General features: G+C 59.6%; 17 protein-coding genes. 13 read left to right on the top strand and 4 right to left on the bottom strand.

Annotation, left to right across the window (positions count from 1 at the left end; genetic code table 11):
• Positions 1–69: 69 nt before the first annotated feature.
• On the bottom strand, positions 70–396 hold the full coding sequence (trxA, locus tag QRN22_RS07545) for a thioredoxin TrxA (RefSeq protein ID WP_042552299.1): 327 nt from the start codon (positions 394–396) through the stop codon (positions 70–72).
• Positions 397–662: 266 nt separating this feature from the next.
• Here trxA and ppx point away from each other — a divergent pair, with 266 nt between their 5' ends.
• The 10 genes from ppx to QRN22_RS07495 all read left to right on the top strand — a co-directional run bounded on the left by ppx (position 663) and on the right by QRN22_RS07495 (position 13,834).
• Entirely contained in the window at positions 663–2,168 is a 1,506-nt protein-coding gene (gene ppx, locus QRN22_RS07540; protein WP_042552298.1) for an exopolyphosphatase, read from the top strand.
• A gap of 208 nt (positions 2,169–2,376) precedes the next feature.
• Positions 2,377–4,119, top strand: a complete 1,743-nt coding sequence (locus QRN22_RS07535; RefSeq protein ID WP_042552297.1) for a potassium/proton antiporter — start codon at positions 2,377–2,379, stop codon at positions 4,117–4,119.
• A 147-nt stretch (positions 4,120–4,266) separates the two neighbouring features.
• A complete protein-coding gene (gene mscK, locus QRN22_RS07530; protein WP_042552337.1) occupies positions 4,267–7,605 on the top strand; it encodes a mechanosensitive channel MscK in 3,339 nt (1,112 codons plus the stop codon).
• Positions 7,602–9,065 (top strand): protein adenylyltransferase SelO, encoded by a 1,464-nt coding sequence (gene selO / locus QRN22_RS07525; protein ID WP_042552296.1) that lies wholly within the window; start codon positions 7,602–7,604, stop codon positions 9,063–9,065. The genes mscK and selO overlap by 4 nt, the downstream gene beginning before the upstream one ends.
• Before the next feature lie 10 nt (positions 9,066–9,075).
• The gene (locus QRN22_RS07520; RefSeq protein WP_042552295.1) at positions 9,076–9,585 is read left to right on the top strand and encodes a CbrC family protein; all 510 of its coding nucleotides are present in this window, start codon (positions 9,076–9,078) and stop codon (positions 9,583–9,585) included.
• 410 nt (positions 9,586–9,995) lie between these two features.
• The gene (locus QRN22_RS07515; RefSeq protein ID WP_082045712.1) at positions 9,996–10,517 is read left to right on the top strand and encodes an alpha-ketoglutarate-dependent dioxygenase AlkB; all 522 of its coding nucleotides are present in this window, start codon (positions 9,996–9,998) and stop codon (positions 10,515–10,517) included.
• A gap of 146 nt (positions 10,518–10,663) precedes the next feature.
• A complete protein-coding gene (locus QRN22_RS07510; protein ID WP_156152654.1) occupies positions 10,664–11,038 on the top strand; it encodes a hypothetical protein in 375 nt (124 codons plus the stop codon).
• Between the two features lie 930 nt (positions 11,039–11,968).
• A complete protein-coding gene (locus tag QRN22_RS07505; protein WP_156152653.1) occupies positions 11,969–12,391 on the top strand; it encodes a hypothetical protein in 423 nt (140 codons plus the stop codon).
• Positions 12,392–12,801: 410 nt separating this feature from the next.
• Positions 12,802–13,203, top strand: coding sequence for a hypothetical protein (locus QRN22_RS07500; RefSeq protein WP_156152652.1), 402 nt, complete (start codon positions 12,802–12,804; stop codon positions 13,201–13,203).
• A gap of 166 nt (positions 13,204–13,369) precedes the next feature.
• Positions 13,370–13,834, top strand: coding sequence for a hypothetical protein (locus QRN22_RS07495; RefSeq protein ID WP_042552294.1), 465 nt, complete (start codon positions 13,370–13,372; stop codon positions 13,832–13,834).
• Positions 13,835–14,001: 167 nt separating this feature from the next.
• On the opposite strand, the gene QRN22_RS07490 is transcribed toward QRN22_RS07495, so the two are convergent.
• Together QRN22_RS07490 and QRN22_RS07485 are read right to left on the bottom strand one after the other, a co-directional pair.
• Positions 14,002–14,319, bottom strand: coding sequence for a CcdB family protein (locus tag QRN22_RS07490; protein ID WP_042552293.1), 318 nt, complete (start codon positions 14,317–14,319; stop codon positions 14,002–14,004).
• A complete protein-coding gene (locus tag QRN22_RS07485) occupies positions 14,319–14,564 on the bottom strand; it encodes a type II toxin-antitoxin system CcdA family antitoxin (protein WP_042552292.1) in 246 nt (81 codons plus the stop codon). The genes QRN22_RS07490 and QRN22_RS07485 overlap by 1 nt, the downstream gene beginning before the upstream one ends.
• Before the next feature lie 179 nt (positions 14,565–14,743).
• Between QRN22_RS07485 and QRN22_RS07480 the strand changes: the two genes are divergently transcribed.
• Positions 14,744–16,933 (top strand): OsmC domain/YcaO domain-containing protein, encoded by a 2,190-nt coding sequence (locus QRN22_RS07480; protein WP_042552291.1) that lies wholly within the window; start codon positions 14,744–14,746, stop codon positions 16,931–16,933.
• 264 nt (positions 16,934–17,197) lie between these two features.
• Here QRN22_RS07480 and QRN22_RS07475 read toward each other — a convergent pair whose 3' ends face one another.
• Positions 17,198–18,661: an alpha/beta hydrolase gene (locus QRN22_RS07475; protein ID WP_042552290.1), complete on the bottom strand. Its 1,464-nt coding sequence runs from the start codon at positions 18,659–18,661 to the stop codon at positions 17,198–17,200.
• 222 nt (positions 18,662–18,883) lie between these two features.
• Between QRN22_RS07475 and QRN22_RS07470 the strand changes: the two genes are divergently transcribed.
• Positions 18,884–19,861, top strand: a complete 978-nt coding sequence (locus QRN22_RS07470; protein ID WP_042552289.1) for a sulfite exporter TauE/SafE family protein — start codon at positions 18,884–18,886, stop codon at positions 19,859–19,861.
• Positions 19,862–19,936: 75 nt separating this feature from the next.
• The gene (gene trxC, locus QRN22_RS07465) at positions 19,937–20,371 is read left to right on the top strand and encodes a thioredoxin TrxC (RefSeq protein ID WP_042552288.1); all 435 of its coding nucleotides are present in this window, start codon (positions 19,937–19,939) and stop codon (positions 20,369–20,371) included.
• The last annotated feature ends 54 nt before the right edge of the window (positions 20,372–20,425 follow it).

Here is a 20,425-nt window from a genome sequence, read left to right as displayed (position 1 = left end):
GGCTTTACGAATGCGTCTAGCCTTTAGCCAGAAAAAAGCCCCGTTGTCTACGGGGCTTTTCGGACGAGCTTACAGGTTGGCGTCGATGAAAGCCGCCAGCTGCGACTTCGACAGGGCGCCGACCTTGGTAGCTTCGACACTGCCGTTCTTGAACAGCATCAGAGTCGGGATGCCACGCACGCCGTACTTCGGCGGGGTGTCCTGGTTTTCGTCGATGTTCAGTTTGCAGATCTTCAGCTTGCCCTGGTATTCCTTGGAAATCTCGTCCAGAACCGGTGCAATCATCTTGCACGGGCCGCACCACTCAGCCCAGTAATCGACCAGTACCGGGCCTTCTGCCTGGATGACGTCCTGGTCAAAGCTGGCATCGCTGACGTTGGTGATGAATTCACTCATGGGAAGTCTCCGTGTTCGCAGGCTATAACGATAAAAGTGGCGCCCATCATAGCCCGGCTGGTCTGACACAGGAAGGCGCCTGCCATTGAGCGTAACTATATCGGCTATCGATGCCGGCGATAGGCCGCGCGCCCTGCAGACGGCGCCGTGCCCTTCAGCAAGGCGGTCAACAGGCCTGAATCGGCATACCTGCAACGGCAGTATGCGTTGGCGCGAGCGTTCTATCGTGTCACGATGACGGGGTTCTGCCTCGAGATTGACTGATCATGCCGCACTCCCATGCCGAGTCCTTTCCCCTGGTCGCCGCCATCGACCTGGGCTCCAACAGCTTCCACATGGTATTGGCCAAGGCCGATCATGGCGAAATACGCATTCTCGAACGGCTCGGCGACAAGGTGCAGTTGGCAGCGGGTATCGACGAACATCGCCAGCTCAGCGAGGAAGCCATGCAACGCGGCCTCGACTGCCTGAGTCGTTTCGCCCAGCTGACCAACAGCCTGCCCCAGGGCGCGGTGCGCATCGTCGGCACCAACGCCCTGCGTGAAGCCCGCAACCGCGCCGAGTTCATTCGCCGCGCGGAAGCCCTGCTGGGCCACCAGGTGGAAGTCATTTCCGGGCGTGAAGAGGCCCGGTTGATCTACCTCGGCGTGTCGCACAGCATTGCCGACACGCCCGGCAAGCGTCTGGTCGCCGACATCGGCGGTGGCAGTACCGAATTCATCATCGGCCAACGCTTCGAACCGCTGCTGCGCGAAAGCCTGCAGATGGGCTGCGTGAGCTATACGCAGCGCTATTTCAAGGACGGCAAGATCACCCCTGCCCGTTATGCCCAGGCATACACCGCGGCACGCCTTGAGATAATGGGTATCGAACACGGCCTGACCCGCCTTGGCTGGCAGGATGCGGTTGGCGCTTCGGGCACCATCAAGGCCATCGGCCTGGCTATCCAGTCCGCGGGGCTGAGCAGCAACGGTGAGGTGACCGCCGAGGGCCTGGCCTGGCTCAAGCGCAAGGTCTTCAAGTGCGGCGATGTCGAACGTCTCGATCTGGACGGCCTCAAGCCGGATCGTCGGCCCATTTTCCCCGCCGGGCTGGCGATTCTCGAAGCAATCTTCGATGCCTGCGAGCTGAACCGCATGAGCCACTCCGAAGGCGCCCTGCGCGAAGGCGTGCTGTATGACCTGCTCGGCCGCCACCAGCATGAGGACGTCCGCGAGCGCACGCTTTCGGCGTTCATGGAGCGCTATCACGTCGATCAGGAGCAGGCCGCCCGTGTCGAAGCCAAGGCGCTGTCTGCCCTGGACAAGGTGGCGAAGGATTGGGAGCTGACCGACGACTGGCATCGCGAGTTGCTCAGCTGGGCAGCCAAGGTCCATGAGGTCGGCCTGGATATCGCCCATTACCAGTACCACAAGCATGGCGCCTACCTGATCGAGCACTCGGACCTGTCCGGTTTCTCCCGCCAGGATCAGCAGATGCTCGCCCTGCTGGTGCGCGGCCACCGCCGCAACATTCCCAAGGACAAACTCACCGAGTTCGGTGAGGAAGGCGTGAAGCTGGTACGCCTCTGCGTGCTGCTGCGCTTCGCCATCCTGTTCCACCACATCCGTGGTAGCCAGAACATGCCGACCGTGCGCCTGAAAGCCGGGCCCACCAGCCTGGCGATTCAGTTCCCCGATGGCTGGCTGGCCGCCAATCCGCTGACCCAAGCTGACTTCGAAAGCGAAGCCGACTGGCTCAAGCGCATCGACATCACCCTCACCGTTCGCTGAACCGGCAAGCACGGCACTGCACCAGTGCCGCTGCAACGCCCCTGTCTGCACGCCGTCGCGCTCGACGGCCGATACGCCGCGCCGCACTTAACGCTGCGGTTTCACGCAGATAAATGCCATACCCCATTGAGTTGTAACTATTTTTGACAGCGACGCCAACGCGCAGGCTAGAATCGGGCTCGCCTCATGACCCGGGAGTCACGCCGCCTTGGATGCCAGTACGATCAACAGCCTGCTTCTGGTCGGTGCCCTGATGGTGGGTGCGAGCATCATGGTCAGCTCGCTGTCCTCGCGTCTCGGCATCCCGATCCTGGTCATCATCCTCGCTGTCGGCATGGTGGCGGGTGTGGATGGTGGCGGCATCATCTTCAACAATTACCCGACCGCTTATCTGGTGGGCAACCTGGCCCTGGCCGTCATCCTGCTCGATGGCGGCGTGCGCACCCGTGTCGGCAGCTTCCGGGTGGCTTTGTGGCCAGCGTTGTCGCTGGCCACGGTCGGCGTGCTGATCACAACCGGGCTGACCGGCATGGCCGCCGCCTGGCTGTTCGACCTGAGCCTGATGCAGGGCCTGCTGATCGGCGCCATCGTCGGCTCCACGGACGCCGCGGCGGTGTTCTCGCTGCTCGGTGGCAAGGGCCTCAACGAGCGGGTCAGCGCGACCTTGGAAATCGAATCCGGCAGCAACGATCCGATGGCGGTGTTCCTCACCGTGACGTTGATCGACATGCTCGCCAAGGGCCAGGGCGAATTCCACCTGAGTTTCCTCGGCCATCTGCTGCAGGAGTTCGGCATCGGTGCGGTGCTCGGCCTGGGCGGCGGCTGGCTGCTGCTGAAAATAATCAATCGCCTGGAGTTGGCCCACGGCCTGTATCCGCTGCTGGTGGTCAGCGGCGGCCTGCTGGTCTTCGCACTGACCAACACCCTGCATGGCAGCGGTTTTCTGGCCGTGTACCTGTGCGGCCTGGTACTGGGCAACCGACCGATTCGTTCTCGCCACGGCATCCTGCACATGCTCGATGGCATGGCCTGGCTGGCACAGATCGGCATGTTCCTGGTGCTCGGGCTGCTGGTCACCCCGCACGATCTGCTGCCCATCGCCCTGCCCGCTCTGGGCCTGGCGCTGTGGATGATTCTGTTCGCGCGGCCACTGTCGGTAATGGTCGGCCTGATTCCGTTCCGTGCCTTCCATAGCAAGGAGAAGGTGTTCATCGCCTGGGTCGGCCTGCGCGGTGCGGTGCCGATCATTCTCGCCGTATTCCCGATGATGGCCGGCTTGCCCAACGCGCAGCTGTATTTCAACCTGGCGTTCTTCATCGTGCTGGTCTCGCTGCTGCTGCAGGGCGCCAGCCTGCCGTGGGTGGCCAAGCTGTTGAAGGTCACGGTGCCGCCGGATCCGGCACCGATTTCCCGCGCGGGCCTGGAAGTGCACCCGACCAGCCAGTGGGAGCTGTTCGTCTACCGCCTGGGCGCCGAGAAGTGGTGCATCGGTGCGCACCTGCGCGACCTGAAGATGCCAGAAGAAACCCGCGTCGCCGCTCTGTTCCGCAACCACCAGTTGCTGCATCCCTCCGGCAGTACCGTGCTGGAAGCCGGCGACATGCTCTGCGTGATAGGCCATGAACACGACCTGCCGGCCCTCGGCAAACTGTTCAGCCAGGCGCCGCAGCGCGGCCTGGACCTGCGCTTCTTCGGTGATTTCGTCCTCGAAGGCGATGCCCAGCTAGGCGCGATTGCGGCACTCTACGGCTTGTCTACCGAGGGCCTGGACAACTCGCTGCAGCTGGGCCGCTTCATCGCCCAGCAAGTCGGTGGCGGCTCGGTGGTAGGCGATCAGGTCGAATGGCAGGGCCTGACCTGGACGGTCGCGGAGATGGACGGGAACAAGATCCGCAAGGTCGGCGTCAGATTCCCCGAAGGCGCCCGCCCGGGACCCGGTCTGTCGTTCTGAAACCGCCAGGATCTCGCCCGCCACAGCCCCGCCCGAACACCACAGGGCCGGCGCGCAGCAGATCGTGAACCGGTTCTGACAGATCGCCGCGCGGGACTCTCCACCAGTCTGTAGACTCAGCAGGACTCCACCCCCGCGATCATGGCCATGCTCTCATTCCGTCGTTTCCTTGCCGTTTCCCTGCTGGGCCTGTGCCTGGCCCAATCGCCCGTCTGGGCCGATGCCAACCCCACCAGCGCCGACGTGCAGCGCAGTCTGGATACCCTCGCCGACCGCAAATTGGTGGAGCCGGAACAGTCGCTGGTGCGCCAGACGCTGGAAAAGACCCTGGCGTCGCTCAATGCCCAGACGGAAAGCCAGCAAAAGCTGGTCGCCCTGGACAAGCAACTGGCGCAAGCGCCCCGCCAGACCCAGGACGCTCACCGTGAGCTGGAAAAGCTCAAGGCAACCAAAGTGGTGCCCGTGGCCCAGCGCTACGCTGCCAGCAGCGTTGCCCAGCTGGAGCAGATCCTCAGCCAGCGCAGCGCACAGTTGAGTGACTGGCAGAAGCAGATCAACGATGCCAATACCCTGATCATCACCGCCCAGACACGCCCGGAGCGGGCTCAGGCGGAGATCAGCAGCAACCAGACGCGTACCCAGCAGATCAACACCCTGCTGAAGAATGGTCGCGAAGACGGCAAGCCGCTGACCAGCGAGCGCAGCAATCAGCTCAAGGCCGAACTGGCTCAGCTTGCCGCACAGACCCAATTGCGTCGTCAGGAAATGGCCGGCAACAGCGTGCTACAGGATCTGGGTAGCGCTCAACGCGACCTCCTCGACGAGCAGATCAAGCGCCTCGACGTCGAACTGCAGGATCTGCAGACGCTGATCAACGAAAAGCGTCGCGACCAGTCCGAACGCACCGTTGCCGAGCAGTCCATGGAGGCCCAGAAGGTGGGCGGCTCCGACACCCTGCTGTCGCGGGAAAGCGCGCTCAACGTGAAACTCTCCGACTACCTGCTGCGTGGCACCGACCGGCTCAACGAACTGACCCAGCTCAACCTGCGCACCCAGCAACAGCTCGACACCCTGAACCAGACCGATCAGGCCCTCGACGAGCAGATCAGCGTGCTGCAGGGCAGCCTGCTGCTGTCGAAGATTCTCTACAAACAGAAACAGGCGCTGCCCAAACTCAAGCTCGACTCCGGATTGGCCGACGAAATCGCCGATATCCGTCTCTATCAGTTCGAACTCAACCAGCAACGCGAGCAGATTTCCAATCCCGGTGCTTATGTAGATAAACAGCTGGCGACCCAGCCGCCGGAAAGCGTGACACCGGAGCTGCGCGCCTCCCTGCTGGATCTGATCGACACCCGCCGCGTACTGCATGACCGCCTGAACCGCGAACTCAATGCACTGCTCAACGAGTCGATCACCCTGCAGCTCAACCAGAAACAACTGCAGGATACCGCTACGTCGCTGCGCGCCACCCTCGACGAGCAGATGTTCTGGATCCCCAGCAACAACCCGCTCAATCTCGACTGGTTCAAGAACGTCCCCACCCAATTGCAACGGCAGATCGCCGACCTGCCCTGGCTCGACAACCTGAGCCAGCTCGGTGCCGGCCTGATCGAACGGCCGCTGCTGTTCCTGCCGCTGCTGCTGGTGATGGGCCTGCTGCTGTACAAGCGCCGCTACCTGAGCCAGAAACTCACCGATCTGCACAAGGACATCGGTCACTTCAGGCGTGACAGCCAGTTGCATACGCCAGTGGCGATTTTCCTCAACGTGCTACTGGCGTTGCCCGGCACACTGTTCCTGGCGCTGTGCGGCTTCGCCCTGCAGATGGATGCCCGCGGGCTCAACGTCAACCTCGGTTCGGCGTTCCTGGGCATGGCCCAGGCGTGGCTGGTGTTCTACACCGTGTACCGCATTTTCACCCCGGGTGGCGTAGCCGAGCTGCACTTCCACTGGGCGCGCTCCCACGTCGCCTACCTGCACCGGCAGATCCGCTGGCTGGGCGTGGTGGTCATGGCGCTGGTGGCGGTGGTCACCGTGGCCGAACACCAGCCCTCGAGCCTGTCCGATGACGTCATCGGCATCGCCGTGGTGCTGACCTGCTATGGCCTGATGATCTGGCTGCTGCAAAAACTGCTGTTGCGCGGCCCGGCCCGGGAGAACGCCTCGTCCTTCCGCATGTTCATCGGCGTGCTGTTCAGCATGCTGCCGCTGGGCCTGTTCCTGGCGGTGTGCTTCGGCTACTACTACACCGCCCTGAAGCTCAGCGACCGGCTGATCGATACGCTGTACCTGCTGCTCATCTGGCTGATCGTGGAGGCGGTATTCGTTCGCGGCCTGTCCGTCGCCGCCAGACGCCTGGCTTACCAGCGCGCCACGGCCAAGCGTGAAGCACAGACCACCGAGGACAGCGAAGGCACGGAAATCCAGCTGGAGGCACCGACTCTGGACATCGAGCAGGTCAACCAGCAGTCCATGCGACTGATCCGCCTGACCCTGCTCGGCACCTTCATCGCCGCGATGTACTGGGTCTGGGCCGATCTGATCTCGGTGTTCGCCTACCTCGACAACATCACCCTCTACGAATACAACAGCAGCACCGTGGTTGGCAGCGCCGCCTCGTTGATCCCGATCAGCCTGCTCGACGTCCTGTATGCACTGATCATCGCCGCCATCACCATGGCCTTGGGGCGCAACCTGCCTGGCTTGCTGGAAGTGCTGGTGCTGTCGCGCCTGCGCCTCGCCCAGGGCAGCGCCTATGCCACCACCACGCTGCTGTCCTACGTGATTTTCGGTACCGGCATCGTGGTCACCCTGTCGACGCTGGGGGTGAGCTGGAACAAGCTGCAATGGCTGGTCGCCGCCTTGTCGGTGGGGATCGGTTTCGGCATGCAGGAGATCTTCGCCAACTTCATTTCCGGCCTGATCATCCTGTTCGAGCGCCCGGTGCGTATCGGCGACCTGGTGACCATCGGCGGCGTGACCGGCACGGTGAAGCGCATCCATATCCGCGCCACGCACATCATCGACAGCGATCGCAAGGAAGTGATCGTGCCGAACAAGACCTTCGTTACCAGCCAGTTGATCAACTGGACCTTGACCGATACGGTGACGCGCATCGTGCTGACCTTCGTGGTCAACCGCGGCGACGATCTGGAAAAGGTGCGTACCCTGCTGCTGCAGGCTGCCCAGGAAAACTCGCGGGTGATGCGCGATCCGGCGCCGACCGCTCAATTGAGCGTCTATGCACCGGGCGGCCTGACCCACGAGCTGAAGTTCTACGTCAAGGAGCTGGGCGACCGTGGCGCCGCCACCGACGAGCTCAACCGGCGCATCGACCAACTCTTCGCCAGCAACAACATCAACCTCTCCGGCACACCGAAGATGGATATCGTGCTCAGCCGCGCCGCTGCGCCCCATGACACCCTCAAGCTCGACGACGAACAGTTGGCGAGCGTCGAGAAGAATGGCGAGGCCAAACCGTGAAAACCCTCGACACCCTGACCTTCGAAAACCGTTTCGCCGGGCTGGGTGACGCCTTTTCCACCCATGTGCTGCCAGAGCCCATCGCCGAGCCACGCCTGGTGGTGGTCAGCGAAAGCGCCATGGCGCTGCTCGACCTCGACCCGCAGGAAGCGCAGCGCGAGGTGTTCGCCGAACTGTTCTCCGGCAACCAGCTGTGGAGCGACGCCGAGCCGCGGGCCATGGTCTACTCCGGCCACCAGTTCGGCGGCTACAGCCCGCGCTTGGGCGACGGCCGCGGCCTGCTGCTGGGCGAAGTGCTCAATCACGCGGGCGAGCACTGGGATCTGCACCTCAAGGGCGCCGGCCTGACGCCCTACTCGCGCATGGGCGACGGCCGCGCCGTGCTGCGCAGCTCGATCCGCGAATTCCTCGCCAGCGAAGCCCTGCATGCACTCGGCATCCCCAGCTCGCGTGCGCTGTGCGTCACCGGTTCGAGCACGCCGGTGTGGCGCGAGAAGCAGGAAACCGCGGCCATGCTGGTGCGCCTGGCGCAGAGCCATATTCGCTTTGGCAGCTTCGAGTATTTCTATTACACCCGCCAGCACGACCAGCTCAGGCAACTCGCCGACCACGTGCTGGCCTGCCATTACCCGCAGTGCCTGGAGCAACCGCAGCCCTACGAAGCGCTGCTGCGTACCGTGCTGGAGCGCAACGCCGAGCTGATCGCCCGCTGGCAGGCTTATGGTTTCTGCCATGGCGTGATGAACACCGACAACATGTCGATTCTCGGCATCACCTTCGACTTCGGCCCCTACGCCTTCCTCGACGATTTCGATGCCCAGCACATCTGCAACCACTCCGACGACACTGGCCGCTACAGCTTCAGCAATCAGGTGCCCATCGCCCACTGGAACCTCTCGGCGCTGGCCCAGGCGCTGACGCCGTTGGTGGAAGTCGATGCGTTGCGATCGATCCTCGATCTGTTCCTGCCGCTGTACCAGGCCCACTACAACGACCTGATGCGCAAGCGCCTGGGCTTCACCACGGCCGAGGACGGCGACGAAGAACTGATCCAGCGTCTGCTGACACTCATGCAAGCGGGCAAATCCACGGACTACCACCTGTTCTTCCGCCACCTCGGCGAGCAGGCACCAGCCGATGCACTGCAGGTGGTGCGCAACGACTTCGTCGACCTCCAGGGCTTCGACGCCTGGGGCGCCGACTACCTCGCCCGCAGCGACCGCGAAGGCAGCGATCAGGCCGCCCGCCAGGCGCGCATGCACGCCGTCAACCCGCTCTACGTGCTACGCAACTACCTCGCCCAGGAAGCCATCGTCGCCGCCGAACGGGGCGACTACAGCCCCATACGGGAACTGCACGAAGTGCTGAGCCGCCCCTTCGAGGAGCAAGCTGGCAAAGAACGCTACGCACAGCGCCCGCCGGATTGGGGCAAGCATCTGGAAATCAGCTGTTCGTCGTGAGGCCGCGCCAATGCTCTTTCCCTACTTTAGAGACCCCGACAACTTCGCCTATCGCCTCGCCGAGGCTGCGCCCTGCTCGCTGTGCAGTGCGCCTGGGCTGTGGTTCTCGGCCGGAGGCTTCTACGGCCGCGAGACGATCGACTGCATCTGCGACACCTGCCTGGCTTCCGGCAAACTCAAGGCACTGGGGATCGAAACCAATGACGCCATGGAAGGTTCGCAGGAAGAGATAGACATCATCGTCTACGCCACACCGGCACTACCGACCTGGCAAGACCGTGTCTGGCCACGGATCGACGGCCGTTTCTGCGTCTTCGAGCGCTTCGCTTCCCGGGAAGACTTCATCGACAAAGCTGAATTCATAGCATCCTTCGGCGACCGCTACCCAGGCTCCGACCTGGACTGGCTCTGGGAAATTCTCCCGGCGAAGCGCCTGACCCATCACCGCCAGGGCGGCGACGTGACTGTCTACCTGTTCACCAGCAACGGCACCAAGCACTGCACTTGGGACGCCAACTGACAGCTACGTAGGGCGTATTAGGCGAAGGCATAATCCGCCAGCATGCTGCACGTACCGCAACGTGCAGCATATCGCTCGGCAAGCACTTGCCGTTTGCCGGGCAACCTCTTATCGTCAAAACCCTCTGCGGGTGGATGCCTGCACGCGTAAACCATTGCCAAAAGGAACTTGCAGTGCATCTCGCCTATTTTCGTACCTCCGTCCCGACATCGCCGCCTGCACCGCCGGTGCAAAATACTGCACAGAACACAAGTAGTGCGAATACGCGGGGCACTGCGTATCCACATGTCAACTTATTGGTTTTTATGGAAATTCAGCCTGCATCGTTAATGAGGCAGGGGCATTATGCGGAATTCCGCCATAACGTATCAATGAAGAATTCCATCTAATCACTGCTTGAACTTCAGAATATGGAAAGACCACCAATATATTTAAAATCAAAATTCGTCTCACATCCTAGCGAGTTGTTCACGTTTCTTCGTGATTCAATTACTTGGGACGAACGTATGAGAGCGAGAAAAACTGCTAGCTTTGGCGTTTCCTATAATTATTCGCAAATATCTTATGAGCAAGTAAAAATGCTGCCTGAATTAGAAAGCGCCTGTGGACTTATTGAACTAGAGCTTGGTTTTCGCCCAAACAATTGCCTTCTAAATTATTATCTTGATGGCAACTCTTCAATGGGTTTTCATTCTGACTCTAGTGAGGGGTTAGCAAAAGGCACTGGTGTAGCAATTGTTTCTCTTGGAGCTGTACGTGAAATAGCATATCGTTCAAAGCTGGAACCGGCTGTAGAGTTTTTCTACCCGTTAGAGAGTGGCTCATTGCTTTATATGTCACAAGAAATGCAAGAGTTTTGGCTTCATGCAATACCTAAAGTTGGCGCTAGTGGTGAGCGTATCAGTTTAACTTTCCGTCAAATTATCAAATAGTTCTAACAAAGCATTGCACCTGACGCATTGCAAGTAGCGCTTTTGCAATATCGCTGCGCGAAGTTTATCGCAACGCGCCACTTACAATCCGCGGGTGAGCGCAACGTTAGCCGCCGAAGTCTTAAAGCTACAGCCAGGGGGAGATCATGTTTGCAGAGTTGAAAGACAAGGAGCTGCATCTTCACGGCAGTACTTCGGAGTTGAATGCAGTAGCCCGCTCGACCCATAGAGGCAGGCACGGCGCATCATCATCTTTTGAGCTGTGCAGTGAAAACTCTTTATTTTCCTCATTGCAAACAAAGTGCTACGGCAGACTCTCCAATATCCAAATTGAAGGTTACAAAATTAATATCAGCTATTCCGAGTTTGTAAAAAATCGCCTCTACACTTACTTTTCTATGCCATCAGGCACCCCCCAGGGCGCTTTGTTTTTTCTAACCCACTCAAATCAAGGCCACTCGCCGTTGCTAGTGGAAAGCTCGCTTGAGCTTTTCATCCATGTTGCTGCTAGTGATACATGAGCGCTAGGCTAACCAGTGGTTCAAATCGCTCGCTTCGCTCACTGGGACGGGCTAAAGCCCGCCCCTTAACCAAGCGTTATGTAAAAAATATGCGCTCATACGAAGATACAAAAAATGCTATAAATTCACTTTTTGATGACTGCCAATCGGAGAGAGGATTTTCACCTGGACAATCTCTTTGCTTCATAGAGGAAGAATATTTTCCTTGGAACACAAGTGACACGACTTGGCAGCTGTGCTTTTATGTTCTTCTTAAGACAGCCCTCGAAAGAGGTATTGATAAGTTGAGTTGGGATTTGAACTATATTGGCCATAAGGCACGCGAGCTCCTAAATAATGAGCTTTTCCTTGATAAGGCTAGGACGAAACTAACAAAGTACGAATCTGAGTGCTTAGCTTCTGATATTTATTTGATCAAAATAAATTTTCTTTAAATGCCAGGTAAGTTTTTTACATAACAAGTCGTTCAAATCGTTCGCTCCGCTCACTGGACGGGCTAAAGCTCGCCCCTTAACCAAACGTTAGGCAACCAAATGCAGCGAGAGTACGGCAGAAGGATATGCAATAGATGTGGGGAACTAATTACTGCATATTGTCCTGCGGTTGAAACATTCTCACATCTGAGTAAATTCAATATTTCAAGCAAAGAAACCACGCTGGAGAAAATCATTGAAATTGAGGGGGTTGATCGAAGCATCCTCACGGAGTACGCGGATCATCGCATGTACTCTAAGTGCCAAATAAAAGTCGCTTATTGCCCATTCTGCAATGGTCAACTCCGAACGTGGCGTGCCAAACAGTGCATGCACTGCCTCAAGAACTGGAGCACATCAGATGAGTGGCGGAACGCCTAACAAGTGGTTTAAATCGTTCGCTACGCTCACTGGGACGGCGTGCCGCCGCCCCTTAACCAAACGTTAGGTGCCATCCATGAGTCCCGACGACGCAGAGGTACAATTTTGGCATCATGCAATGTCTGTCACAGTACTTGATAATAATGACGTCAATACTCCCGATCTTGAGCCAGAACTCTTCAGCCTCTTACAACTCATAAAGCATCAACCACAGCACACCAATTTATTCAAAAGACTATTCATTGAGGCTGGCACAGATATAAAACCACAAAGCCAGTGGGTCATTCTTTACTGCATGCGTGATCTAAAGTACCCAGAGGTTCAAACGGCAGTAAATGAATGGTTTGCGGCTCAAGGTGGCAAGCATCTAGCGCCGCGACTCATGGGCTACATCAGTAGTCTTAACTGGGTTTATGAAGAGTCGCCTTGGGAGGATGCAGATTTTTTCAAATACCATTGGGAGCGTGAGCATCCTGGGGAGCGCTGGCCGTGTGCCTGACACCTAACTAGCGATTGAAATCGCTCGCTTCGCTCACTGGGACGGGCTAAAGCCCGCCCGTTAACCAAACGTCAGGGCAAAGGCAATGTCATTTAACTCGCATAGACGCAAGGTGTTAAATGAGAGCGAGCCGCTTCAGCATCGCGCATCACATGCACGTTCGTGCGCGTTGCACGTGGCTAATGCTCTTGATCTAAAGCGAGATGCCGTAATCGAGTTAGTGGCTAGAGAAACAGGTGTGAACCTGCATAGCCCTGAGTCGGCAGCCCATTTGATAGTCGCGTTCGAGGCTTTGGAAAGAATTCGCCTCCAGGCATTGCAAACCAATGCCTAACAAGTGGTTCAAACCGTTCGCTCCGCTCACTGGGACGGGCTAAAGCCCGCCCCTTAACCAAACGTTAGGGCTAGTCATGGAAGCTACTGTTGCACAGGAAGATGGCCTGGCTCTGAGCATTGCTTCTTGCCAGGAACCAGGAAATGAAATCATCAGCGTCAGGCTTGAAGGTACTAAATTTCATGCCGAAATCACCACTGGAAATGAGCCGTCAGCAGAAGAGTCAGGCCAGTTAGCGCACTTTCTTGCTAATGCAGCCTCTGTAAAAGCAGGTCAGTCACTTTCATGGCTCTCATCTTGCCAAGACCTGCTTTTTACAGTCAGCTCAGAGCCTGAATTCGAAAATTATATTTTCCTCCGAATTTATATCGGTTCAAATTCTAATGACGAGTGCGACTGGCGAGTAAATGCAGATCTTTTGCTTAGGCCTGAACAGCTATACCATTTCGCCCTTGCTGTTCCTATACTCCAGCGGTAAAAGCCACTAACAAGTGGTTCAAATCGTTCGTTTCGCTCACTGGGACGGGCTAAAGCCAATCGATAGGCTCAGAGTCGTTGATTGCGCATCCCAGAATCAATCACTCTGACCCCACCGATTGCTCTGACCCCACCGATTGTTGACCACAGCCCCATCAGGAGCCGTTATGCCCTCACACGCCCTAAAACTCTTCGCCGACTACCACCAGTTCTATCTGCAGGATGAAGTAACCGAGGGTGATCTCTCCCAGTCTTGGGGCACTGAAGCCGTCGAACGGATGCTCGCGGTAGCCGATGGTGTGGTGGGCGTCGGCACGCTGCGCAATATGGAGGTTTCGGTGACGCTCGAATTCCTCGACGCGGAACCAACCGTCGAACCGGCGAGTTTCGATCATATTGCCGAGGCCTCGCTCGTGGTTCGCAGTGGCACGCTGGTGATCGCCGGTTGCACGGACTATTTCCCGGATGCAGCGCGCTTCGCTCTGGCGGCAGGGAACTATAGGGTGCGGCTGTCAATTTCCGGTTTCGACACGCTCTCCGAAGATGGCCTCGATGGAGAGGATCACTACCTTGTGCAGCTGTGGCAGGCGCCGTTGATCGAGCCGGTGGTACTCAAGCAGGGTGAGTTCTAGCTCCATCGTCCAGCAGGTACGAGTGTCCGAACGTGGTAAGACGGAAAATAACTCGTAGATGGATCGGGGCGCGTAGCCTAGCCAAAGGCGTAATCCGTCGTTTACCGCGAACCGTTTTGTCGAATTACGCCTGCGGCTAATACGCCCTACACCTCGGACAAGGTTGCTCAAATACCGGTAATGAGCAGATCAAGCGCCGCGATGATTTCATCACGCTGCGCCGCTAAATCCGCAATCTTGGCACCCAGCTGTTTTTTGGCAATACCGGCCATTTGCGGCGTCATCATCACGTAGTGCTCACCCTCGATTTCAAACCGCGGGGTGAGGGTTCTCAGCATTTTTCCCTGCATGGCGCGGGCTGTATACAGCGGCACGACAACCCGCGTACCGAGCTCCGCGAGCAGGTCGCTCTGTACATTGAGCAGCAAGGGCACGGCGGCCTTGGTGGCAGGATTAGTGTTTTCGTAAACGGCAAATTGCGTCATCAGAAGCTCCGCAATTCGTCACTGAACACGCCATTGGACTCGACATGCTCATTGTATGCAGTGATGGCCTGTCGGTTGTCTGCCAACCATTGCTCACGCTGCTTTTCCTTTAGCGCCTGGGCCAATGCCTTCTCCAGGGTGGCAGAGAGGTTGATGTCGAGAGCCTTGGCCTTGTTGAGCAGATCCTCGTTGACACGAAGGTTGGCGGCTCGTTTCGGAGCGTTCAGATCGTACGAAGACAGCATGAGAATTTCCTCGCCAAGTAATGCGCACAATTTATGCGCATAAAAGATCTTGGTAAAGCGGCTTTCCGACGCATTCAGCCAACAAGCCACCACTCAGCCGCCAACCCGGCCACGCACAAGACTTCCTGGCGAAAACCCGGATAATGCCGGCCATTCGTTTTGCTTGCCGGTGCCGCTCCATGGAAATCAAGGTCAATTTTCTCGACAACCTTCGCCTCGAAGCCAAATTCGATGACTTCACGGTGATCGCCGATCAGCCCATCCGCTACAAGGGCGATGGCTCGGCACCGGGGCCGTTCGACTATTTCCTGGCTTCGTCGGCCTTGTGCGCGGCCTACTTCGTCAAGCTGTACTGCCAGACGCGGGACATTCCCACCGAGAACATTCGCCTGTCGCAGAACAACATCGTCGACCCGGAAAACCGCTACGCGCAGATTTTCAAGATTCAGGTCGAGTTGCCCGCCGATATCTCGGAGAAGGATCGCTTGGGCATCCTGCGTTCCATCGATCGCTGTACGGTGAAGAAGGTGGTGCAGCAGGGCCCCGAATTCATCATCGAGGAAGTCGACAACCTCGACGCCGATGCCCAGGCGCTGTTGATGCCGGTGTCAGATACCACCACCTACATTGCGGGCAAGGATCTGCCGCTCGAGCAGACCATTGCCAACATGTCGGGCATCCTCGCCGACCTGGGGATGAAGATCGAGATCGCCTCCTGGCGCAACATCGTGCCCAACGTCTGGTCGCTGCATATTCGCGACGCGCAGTCGCCGATGTGCTTCACCAACGGCAAGGGCTCGACCAAGGAAAGCGCCCTGGCCTCGGCGCTGGGCGAGTTCATCGAGCGGCTGAACTGCAACTTCTTCTATAACGACCAGTTCTGGGGCGAGGACATCGCCAATGCAGAGTTCGTCCATTACCCCAACGAGCGCTGGTTCAAGCCGGGCCCGAAAGATGCGTTGCCCGAAGATATCCTCGACGCGCATTGCCTGGCCATCTACAACCCGGATGGCGAGCTGCGCGGCTCGCACCTGTACGACACCAACTCGGGCAACACGCTGCGCGGCATCTGCTCGCTGCCCTTCGTGCGCCAGAGCGATGGCGAGACGGTGTATTTCCCGTCCAACCTGATCGAGAACCTGTACCTCTCCAACGGCATGAGCGCCGGCAACACCCTGGCCGAAGCGCAGGTGCAGTGCTTGTCGGAGATTTTCGAGCGGGCGGTGAAACGCGAGATTCTCGAAGGCGAGCTGTGCCTGCCGGACGTGCCGCAGGACGTACTGGCCAAATACCCGGGCATCGTCGCCGGCATCCAGGGCCTGGAAGAACAAGGCTTCCCAGTGCTGGTCAAGGATGCGTCCCTGGGCGGTGAATTTCCGGTGATGTGCGTCACCCTGATGAACCCGCGCACCGGCGGCGTATTCGCCTCCTTCGGCGCGCACCCGAGCCTTGAGGTGGCGGTGGAGCGCAGCCTCACCGAACTGCTGCAAGGCCGTAGTTTCGAGGGCCTCAACGACCTGCCGCAGCCAACGTTCGACAGCCTGGCGCTGACCGAGCCGAACAACTTCGTCGAACACTTCATCGACTCCAGCGGCGTGGTGTCCTGGCGCTTCTTCGGCGCCAAGGCCGACTTCGAATTCGTCGAATGGGATTTCTCCGGGCAAGGCGCCGACTCCAACGAGCAGGAGGCCGCCACCCTGTTCGGCATCCTCGAAGACCTCGGCAAGGAGGTGTACGTAGCGACCTACGATGACCTCGGCGCCAACGCCTGCCGCATCCTGGTGCCGGGTTACTCGGAGATCTATCCGGTCGAAGACCTGATCTGGGACAACACCAACAAGGCGCTGCTGTTCCGCAAGGACATCCTCAACCTGCATGCCCTGAGCGACCGCGAACTGAAGTCGCTGCTGCGCAACCTGAACAACACCGAGGTCGACGACTACACCGATATCAGCACATTGATCGGCATCGAATTCGACGACAACACGGTGTGGGGCCAACTGACCATTCTCGAACTGAAGCTGATGATCCACCTGGCGCTGAAGAAATACGACGATGCCAAGGAGCTGGTCGAGGCCTTCCTGCAGTACAACGACAACACCGTCGAGCGCGGGCTGTTCTATCAGGCGGTAAACGCGGTGCTGGAGATCCAGTTGGAGGACGACCTCGAGCTGAGCAACTTCGAACACAACCTGCGGCGCATGTTCGGCGGCGAGCGCATGGACGCGGCAATCGGCTCGGTGGCCGGCAGCGTGCGCTTCCATGGCCTGACGCCGACCAGCATGAAGCTCGAAGGCCTCGACCGGCATCTGCGCCTGATCGACAGCTACAAGAAGCTGCATGCGGCACGCGCCAACGCAGTGGCTTGAGCCAGCTGACAGCGGCCAAAAAACGGTAAAACGCCATCGCTGCAGGAGCGTGGACTTAGGCGCGATGCGATGATGGTCATTTCGCAAGCACGCGCCGTGGCCGCCATTCGCCGGCAAGCCGGCTCCTACATGGTCGGGTGCGTCACCAACTCCGTAGGAGCCCGCTTGCGGGCGATGCGATGATGGTAATTGCGTAACCTTCGCCGAAGGGTCGTCGCCTACGGAGCGCGCCTAGCTCGCGCCCACCCGCATGGGCGATCCGGACTACTGCCTGGCCGCCTCGAACCCGGCATGCTCAGCCAGTCGCTGAACCATATAGGGATAGAACGGATTGGACGTCACCCGCTGCAGGGCTTCCATGCTGACCAGCAGCACCCCTCGCTCACCACGCACGGACAACGCGCCGAGGTGCACGCCGTAATCCTCCGGCTCGTCAGGCTGCAAGCCATACAACGAGTCGCTCGGCGGAAATGGCAGGGCGACGTGGGACAGCGAGAACACTTCACGGGGGAATGCCAGGCCGAGCGGTATCACCTGTTCCTCAGTGGCATCGGCTTCGGTGATACGGGCGGCAGCATCCAGCGTCTGCGACGAAGTATTGCCGATCAGCGTGGTGCGGTAATGACGCGGCGTGGCTGGCAGCAAGTCGGTAGGTGATTTGGCATGAGCACCGAGCAACGGCCCGAAGTCGACGAAACGGTTGAGGTCGAACAGCACCAGTTCGCTGCCATTGGCGGGCAGATGAGCGTACAGGGCGTCGACCACCGCGGGCGTGCTGACCGTGTAATCGACCAGCGACTGGAACGTCAGCAGCGGCGGCAGATCCTGCAAAGCACCGCGCTGGCTCAACGTGGCGATCTGCTCTTGCAGGGCCGAGGTGAACAGGTAGGACTGCCGCGCCGCGTTGAGGGCGAAGGAGTTGTACTTGAACGGGTTGTACTCGGGCAGTACATCCAGCCAGGCGGCCTTGGCGAAAGCCGGGAATATGGCAGGCAGCCCCGCCAGCCCGGCGAAGCGGGCATAACCGGCCACGCCGATCATCGGCGAGATCAGGGTCAATCGATCCGGCCGCGCCAGTTCATCGTTACCGAGGGCATCGAGAGCGTACTTGAGCGCCAGACCACCGCCTGCCGAATAGCCGACCAGATGCAGCGGGTCACCAGCGTTGGTCAGCCGCCTGGCCTCGCGAACGGCCAGGCGGGTGGCGGCCAGCCAGTCCTGCCAGGTCACGTCGGTGAGCGCGCCGGGCGTGGTGCCGTGCCCCGGCAGACGCAGGCCGACGACGATGAAACCGGCGTCGCGATACAGCTTGGCAATGTGCCGCAGGCTGTAGGGTGAGTCGGTCAGCCCGTGAAGCATCACGGCGGCGCCTTTCGGCTCGCCATCGGGCTCCAGCACGTAGGATCGGTTCCAGTCCCATTCGAAGCGCGAGGCATTCAGCGGGCTGTCCGCGAAGTAGCGGTTGTCCGGCACGCGCTCGGCATCGTCGAGGCGCTGGTAGACCTTGTCCGGCAGCGAGGCGAACAGTGCCTGTTCGGCCAGCAGGTAATCCTGCCAACTGGCGGAGTCCAGTTCATCGGCATTCAGCTCGTGGGGCACGAAGGTATGCCAGGGGCTCAGATCAGGCTTGCTCTGGGCGTCGTAAATCCGCAGGGCGAAGAAGGTCATGGCAGTCACGGCAACTACCAGCCCGGTCAGGCGCACCCACTTTTTCACCGCTGCCTTCATGCCTCAACCTCTCCCCCGCAAACGATCCATGATAACCCTCGCCGCACGCGAACGCTGGCACGCAGTCTTGGTATAGCCGACTGGCGAGCATTTGCTTATCTATTAAACCGAATAGGCATATAGACCTTTCCAAAGGTTCTTAGACCTGCAGGCAAAAGCCGTTTATCGTCGCGCCGCTTCAACTCGCCTGTTCTACCACCCGCTGTCAGGCCTTTGCACTGCATGAAAATTCGCAATCTCGATCTCAGCAACAGCCCGGTCAACGACGAACACCAGGCACTGGGATTACCCCCCCTGGAAGACCACGTCTCCCACCCGGACAACCACCCGATCCTGCGCGCCGCCATGTGGTTCGCCATCCTCACCCTGGCTGGCCTGCTGCTGTTCCTCGCCTGGCGCCTGTTCTTCGGCAACCACGAAAGCACCGGCCTGGAGATCATCGAAGATGCGCTGACCAGTCGCGCCTTCTGGAGCGCCGTGGCAGTCGGCTTCTTCGCACAGGTCATCGACGGTGCGCTGGGCATGGCCTACGGCATCACTGCCACGACCTTCCTGCTCAGTACCGGCGCCACACCCGCTGCCGCCAGCGCCAGCGTGCACATCGCCGAAGTGTTCACCACCGGGCTGTCGGGGATTTCCCACGCCAAACTGGGCAACGTCAACAAGGCGCTTTTTCTACGCCTGCTGCTGCCGGGCATCATCGGTGCGATTCTCGGCGCGGTGCTGATCACCACCTTCGATGGCGACGTGATGAAGCCCTTCATCTCCGCCTACCTGCTGCTGATGGGCCTGTACATCCTGCACAAGGCCTATCGTCACGTGAGGCTGGTCAGGAAGGAGCCAAAACACGTCGGCAAGCTGGCGCTGTTCGGCGGTTTCGTCGACGCCGCTGGCGGTGGTGGCTGGGGCCCGGTGGTCACCAGCAGCCTGCTCGGCTCGGGCAGCGACCCGCGCACCACCATTGGCTCGGTCAACTTCGCCGAATTCTTCCTGACCATCACCAGTGCAACATCCTTCATCCTCCTGGCGGGTCAGCCGGATACCTGGTTGATGGTCGCCGGCCTGGTGTTCGGCGGCATGTTCGCCGCGCCGCTGGCGGCCCTGCTGTGCAAGACGCTGTCGGCACGTACCCTGCTGACCATCGTCGGCTGTCTGATCACCTGCATCAGTGCCTACAACATCTACGCCAGCCTGACCTGAGCATGAGGTGCGCCTTGCGATGGCAGGGCGCAGTCCATAGTCTGCGGAGACTTGAATGACTTTCCGGAGCCTGTCATGAGCGATTCGCCGATCATCCCCTGCCCCCGTTGCAGTAGCCTCAACCGCATTCCTGCGGCCCGCCTGAGCGAGGCGCCGCGTTGTGGCCACTGCAAGGCCGAGGCGCTTCCGGGTGCGCCGTTCGACCTCAGCCAGGGCAACTTCGCCGCACAACTCAAGGGCGACCTGCCGTTGCTGGTCGACGTATGGGCCTCGTGGTGCGGCCCCTGCCGCAGTTTCGCACCGACTTTCACGCAGGCGGCCAGCGAACTGCGTACCCGCTGCCGACTGGGAAAGCTGGACAGCGAGGCCAACCCACAGCTCTCCACCCAGTTGGGTATTCGCTCGATTCCCAGTCTGATTCTGTTTCGTGACGGCAAGGAAGTGGCCAGGCAGAGCGGCGCCCTGCCCCTGCCGCAACTGCTCGCCTGGTTGAACACTCAGGGCGTTTGAACATGAGCAATGCGTACCCTGCCTCAGCCGGGTCTCCCTGCGTGACCTAGAGCA

Source organism: Pseudomonas sp. MEJ086 (assembly GCF_030209025.1).
GTDB lineage: Bacteria > Pseudomonadota > Gammaproteobacteria > Pseudomonadales > Pseudomonadaceae > Aquipseudomonas > Aquipseudomonas fulva_A.
This window is presented reverse-complemented; position numbering and strand designations above follow the sequence as displayed.